This window comes from Cyanobacteriota bacterium, assembly GCA_027618255.1.
Taxonomy (GTDB): Bacteria; Cyanobacteriota; Vampirovibrionia; order LMEP-6097; family LMEP-6097; genus JABHOV01.
In genome coordinates, this window is sequence record JAQCFG010000093.1 from 1 (window position 1) to 5,536 (window position 5,536).

Annotated in this window: 5 protein-coding genes; 3 read left to right on the plus strand and 2 right to left on the minus strand. The window is 39.7% G+C overall.

What is annotated here, in order from left to right; translation table 11 throughout:
* Positions 1 to 74 precede the first annotated feature (74 nt).
* Entirely contained in the window at positions 75 to 1,259 is a 1,185-nt protein-coding gene (locus tag O3C63_09385; GenBank protein ID MDA0773135.1) for a VCBS repeat-containing protein, read from the minus strand.
* Positions 1,260 to 1,332: 73 nt separating this feature from the next.
* On the opposite strand from O3C63_09385, the gene O3C63_09390 reads away from it, so the two are divergent.
* The 3 genes from O3C63_09390 to O3C63_09400 are packed head-to-tail and all read left to right on the plus strand — an operon-like array spanning position 1,333 to position 3,986.
* Entirely contained in the window at positions 1,333 to 2,379 is a 1,047-nt protein-coding gene (locus O3C63_09390; GenBank protein MDA0773136.1) for a bifunctional ADP-heptose synthase, read from the plus strand.
* A 12-nt stretch (positions 2,380 to 2,391) separates the two neighbouring features.
* Positions 2,392 to 3,321 carry a hypothetical protein gene (locus O3C63_09395; protein ID MDA0773137.1) on the plus strand — a complete coding sequence of 310 codons (930 nt, stop codon included), beginning with the start codon at positions 2,392 to 2,394 and terminating at the stop codon, positions 3,319 to 3,321.
* Complete coding sequence (locus O3C63_09400; protein MDA0773138.1) at positions 3,312 to 3,986, plus strand: SDR family oxidoreductase; 675 nt, start codon at positions 3,312 to 3,314, stop codon at positions 3,984 to 3,986. Before O3C63_09395 ends, O3C63_09400 begins: the two co-directional genes overlap by 10 nt.
* A gap of 1 nt (position 3,987) precedes the next feature.
* Here the strand turns inward: O3C63_09400 and O3C63_09405 are convergent.
* Positions 3,988 to 5,536 (minus strand): DUF2341 domain-containing protein (locus tag O3C63_09405; GenBank protein MDA0773139.1); only part of this gene is annotated, 1,549 nt, incomplete at its 5' end.

Genomic DNA, 5,536 nt, shown 5'->3' on the forward strand with positions numbered 1-5,536 from the left:
TCAGTGCTTATATCTTTTTTGATTAGTTTGACTTGTTGATTAGACATAGTCATATTATATAGGAGATCTTAGCCTTAAGGTACAAAAAATAGTTGCGCAGGTCCGGCATTAGTACAATCACTTTGGTACCAGATGACATCATCATTAGCACCACCAGCTTGAATAATGTCTATATAGCCATCACCGTCTAGATCTACAAGGAAGCTTTCTCTTGCATCGGTAGTTGTTTTGAGTACAGTTTTAGTGAAGCTCTCACTACCATCATTTGCAAACCACATAAATTTATTAGATGCCCATGCACCTAATACAATATCAATATCACCATCATTATCTAAGTCGCCAGCATGTGGCATATTAGCTTCATCAAGGTCAGTTGATCCTGAAGCAATATCGCCCATGTCTGTAAACGTTTCATTACCATTGTTTTTATACCAGCTGAGTAGATCACCAGCATGACTAGCAATGATTAAGTCTAAATCTCCATCTCCATCAAGGTCAACGAGGTCATGATATTGTCCAGAATAAGTTGAATCGATGGTATGAGCATTTGCACTAAAGTTTTCACTGCCGTCGTTTTCGTACCAGATGATATCCTGTGAAGTTCCTTGTGAACTTACTGATACATCCATCTCGCCGTCACTGTTGATATCTCCAAGTTGCACGCCAATTGCCGCATCAAAAGCGGTTATCACTGTCTGTTCTGTGAATCCCTCACTGCCATCGTTTTTGTACCACATGACATTGTCATCTTGACTGTCTGCCACAACTACATCTATATCCCCGTCATTGTCTATATCAGCCAAGTCAATTGCTTTACAACTATTGACTGTTCCGACGACTAGGTATTCAGTCCACACAGAACCGTCTCCATTGTTTACAAATACAATGACATCATCATTATCACCAGAAGCTGTTGGGTCTTGACTTGAAACTAAATCCAGGTAACCATCTTGATTGACATCATAAGTGACTAACATCATGGGGTCGGAGTAACTGGTTTTGACATTATGAGCAGTTGCAAATCCTTCACTGCCATCATTCTCATACCAAACTATTTTATCTAAAGAAGCTTCTGCTACGGCTATATCTATATCACCATCACCATCATAATCGCCTGCAGTGACTCCAAATGGGTCACCGAGACTTGACTTTAATGTACTTTCTGTAAACGTGCCGCAGCCAGCAACAACTGGCGACTGTATAAAGACAAAACAGTAAATCAGCAGTGCTAATAATTTAATTGATTTTGGTTTGGTCATTGCTTATTGCCTAGTTATATTATTTGTTAAATTAGATATCTATATGCTAAACTGGTATGTCTAGATTATTCATATGACAGCTAAAACCCCTAATAAACAGACAATAAACAGTTCCAGCCTTGATAAATCAAGACTTTTGGATATTGTCGCCCGTCTTGATCAAGCCAAGGTTTTAGTGCTTGGTGATCTTATTTTAGATGAATACTTATTGGGACAACCAGAGAGAATATCTCGCGAGGCACCAGTCATTATATTTAAGTACATTGAATCCAATTTCAAGCTTGGTGGCGCAGCAAACGCGGCTGCCAATTTAGCTAGTTTTGGTGTAGAGACTTGTTTGATTGGTGTTTCAGGAGACGACGCTGGCGCTGATTCTTTAGAAGCAATTTGCAAAGAGCAATCTATTAAACTAATAATGGTACGTGACAAAAATAGATTAACAACAACCAAAACTAGAATTATTTCTAATTCAAGTTCCAATCCTGATAACGGCACAGGAGTTCAACAGCAAGTTCTTCGAGTTGATCGTGAGGATAGTTCTGAGCTTAGTGCCAATGATCAAGAGTTGATTCTAGAAGCTTACGCCAAAGAACTTGCGAACTATGATTTAGTTTTGCTTTCTGATTATAGTAATGGTATTTTTGGTGAACAGCTTGCTGCTAAAGCAATCAAGCTTGCCGCTCAACGAAAGTCAATTGTAGACAGTAATGGAGACTTAACTAAATTCAAGGGTGCTTATTCATTTACTCCAAACCAACCTGACACAGAAGCATTACTTGCTATTAAGATTAAAACAAATCAAGAACTTGAAACCGCTGGTCTTGCAATGAAAGAATTACTTGAGGCTAAAGAATTATTAATTACTCGCGGTGCTAAAGGGATGGCATTGTTTGGTGACAAGACTTTAGACCTTATCCCCGCTTTTAATTTAAGTGAGGTTTTTGATGTCTCGGGTGCAGGAGATACGGTCTCTGCCTTGTATTCAGCAGCTCTTGCAATTGGTGCAACGGCTTTAGAAGCTGCGATAATTGGCAACCTTGCTGCTAGTATAGTGGTCAAAAAATTTGGTACCGCTACTACTTCTAAAGAAGAATTGATTGAACTTATTGAGGGGCTTTAAATGATACGGCTGGTGGCGTTATTGATTTTTATTACTAGCCTTCCTTGTCAGGCTTTTAATCTCTCTCGTTTTTTGCGACTTGATCGCATGAAAAGTGAACACTCACTAGAATACAAATCAGAGACAATTAAGCCAACACAAGAGCGACTTAGTATTGCCTTTGTTTCTGATGTTAATTTATACCCAGCCCCGATTAATGGACAAACTATATTTAGCCAATCGGATACGCTAAAACCAGCCGTTAACAGCATTGTTTTGTATGAAGAGTCGCAAGTGCTTTTGCAGGAGACTATCAGGGAGTTGATTCAACGCAGCTCTAACTTGCCTGTGGATTTTGTGATTTTTGGTGGTAGCCAAGTCTATACTACTGACCATTATGGACTTTTTGCTGGTATCGCTGAGGACTTGTCCAAGTTTGAGATTCCTTACTATTCAGTTATTGGTGCTAACGAACAGCGTGGCTCCATGCCTATCTCTGACTTTATTCATGACCCTTATTATATATTAAAGACACAAGCTGTGACTGTCTTGGTTCTAGACAATGTCACAGAAGCTGTCGTCCCAGAATTTTTGCCAGAAGAAGCGACTGAACAATATGTTTGGTTGAAAAATCAACTAGAAAAACTCGAGCGTGATCAAAGTTCTGTCTATATTTTTGCTTATAAACCTCTTGAACCAAGAACGATTGCATTTCTAAATAAATATCCCAAGCTCAAGCTTGAATTAGTTGCCCATTCTTCATACTATGAATTCTCAACTTATCAAAGTACCAAGACTGATGGCTATGTCTCTAAACCAATACTCTTGAGTAATTCAAGTATTAGTGCTTACCCACTTAGTTATACGATTATTGAGCGCGATACTAATGGAGTTATCAATATTGTAAATAAAGAACTTGGGCTTGAAGGTATCAGAAAATTAGCTAAACAAAGATGGAACTAGGCTCTACTTTAATTATCGGTGGGGCTGGTTACCTTGGCAGCCATCTTGCAAAACACTTGGAATCGATCCAGGTATATGACCGTTCTGTTGGTGTCACTCAAGCTTACGACACTGTGATCCATGCTGCTCATTTTAATGACTTGCAAGCGGAATCTGAGTTTATTGGTTCTATCCCTAGAGATACTTACTTTGTGTTTTTCTCAAGTGCTGCTATCTATGGTGAAACTCGTCTAGAAGGAGCTGATGTCAAAACTAATCCAGAGCCCATTAATGACTACGGACGTTATAAACTAAAGCTAGAACAACTGGTTCAAGACCGTTTCCCTGCGTATTTGATACTTCGTATTTCAAATCCTTATGGCGGTGAACCAAGTCAAAGAGGAGTTTATCAAATCTTCAAATCCAAAATTGAGCAAGGTCAAGTATTGAATATTAATGCAAACCAAGCTGGTGAGATAGTTAGAGACTTTATCCACATAGATGACTTTATAAGCAAGACTCTTGCCTTACTTGAAATCAAAGCCAAAGCTATTGTTAATCTTAGTTCAGGTCAAGCAACTTGCCTTGAGGATTTTGCACGTGCAATAGATTCAAGTAAAGCACTTAGTTTTAATTATACTGGTAGCAAAGATCATGAGATTCAAATATCTGTGTTAAAGTCTTAGGCTATTCTCCCAGCATAAATAAATTATTCGGGTTATTGATAGTTGATTTGCCAGCTTCTGTTGTAAACCTCCAACCATCAATGCTTGAGATTCCTGTAAAGGCTGTTGAGCCAGTATCCTCAATTGCCCCATTATCAATCACTACATAGTACTCAGTCCCTTTGACTAAGCTACTGGTTGGATTGATAGTAACTCTTGCTCCCGAGATGGTAGCGGAGCCAATTGCAATTGCTTCTACTGTGCTACCATCACTTGTTTTTTTGATTGTGATATTACCAGAGCCGGCTTGTACATTTTCGTTGAATTCAATATATAGGTTTGCAGCAAGCGGGAACCTATCAGCTCTATTAGCTGGATAGGTTGAACTTACTTTAGGGACTCCGTCATCGCCAACTGCAGTGACTGTTCCAGCAACTGTGTAGAAAGTGCCAGGAGAGTTTTGGTTGTTGAATTCAGTTTCTATCCAGTCTTCACTATGAGCTTTATTTGCAATTCTCATTTCATCAAGCTTGCCGTCAAATTCCTCTGTAAACCCTGAATACTCTCTTCTACCAAAGAACAAAGGAGCATTAGTAGAGTCCATGGCTCCATGAGTACCAGTACTAGTACCACTACCTATCTTAGATCCATCTTTGTATATTTCAAAACTACTACCACGCTTAAGAGCTCCGATTAAGTGCCAATTGGTGTCGCTCAAAACCGTAGCCTGGGTTTTATTAACCTGAACAGCACCCGACTTCCAGTAACTAAATACGATACCACCAGAAGCGTCTGTTCTAAATTCAAATTGCCTTCCGTTGGTATTGCTATCTTTACCAAATATATGATCCTGATTAGCTGTATTGTCATGCTTCGCCCAAGCAGTAAACTCAAAGTTACTTGAGCCAAAATCAACTCCAGTAATATCGCCGACATTGATATAGTCATCAGTTCCATCAAGGTCTGTGCCGTTACCAACTTGACCAGCCACCTTGTCAGCGCTAGTCATTGTCCCTGATGGAGTTCCATGGTATTGATTTGCAACACTGTTTCTCATGACGCCAGTAGTGTCTCCATTAGGATCTTCACTCATATGATAGACAGCAACAAAACCATTGGACCATACAGCATGCTTGCCAAGTGGGTGATCTGCATTAAGCATAGTTGCATTATTGTTGTTGTAGTAGACATAGAAATCAGTATCCACCGTGCCGCTAAGCGCTGGTGCCTTGAACCAAAGCTCACCTTGATTATTGGTTGTATCAACAGAAACAAGTTCTGTTGGAACTAGGCTCATGCCATCTCCTTGAGTAATTCTGATATCGCCACCATCAGAACGAATATTACCAAAGAAGTTCTTAGAGCTAAGGTCATTAAGATCTAACAAAATAGGAAAGTCCGTGAGATCGCCATTAACTTTGGTATTGTCTACAGTTATTTTCAAACGCTTGCCCCAGGCGCTATTGGTCCAGCCATTGACCGTCGCTGCAGCAGCAGCTGCAGTAGTAAAATTCCAGGTACCATTGTCTGTGATTCCGGCATAAGAGTTTCCTGCGTTATCATCAAAAGCT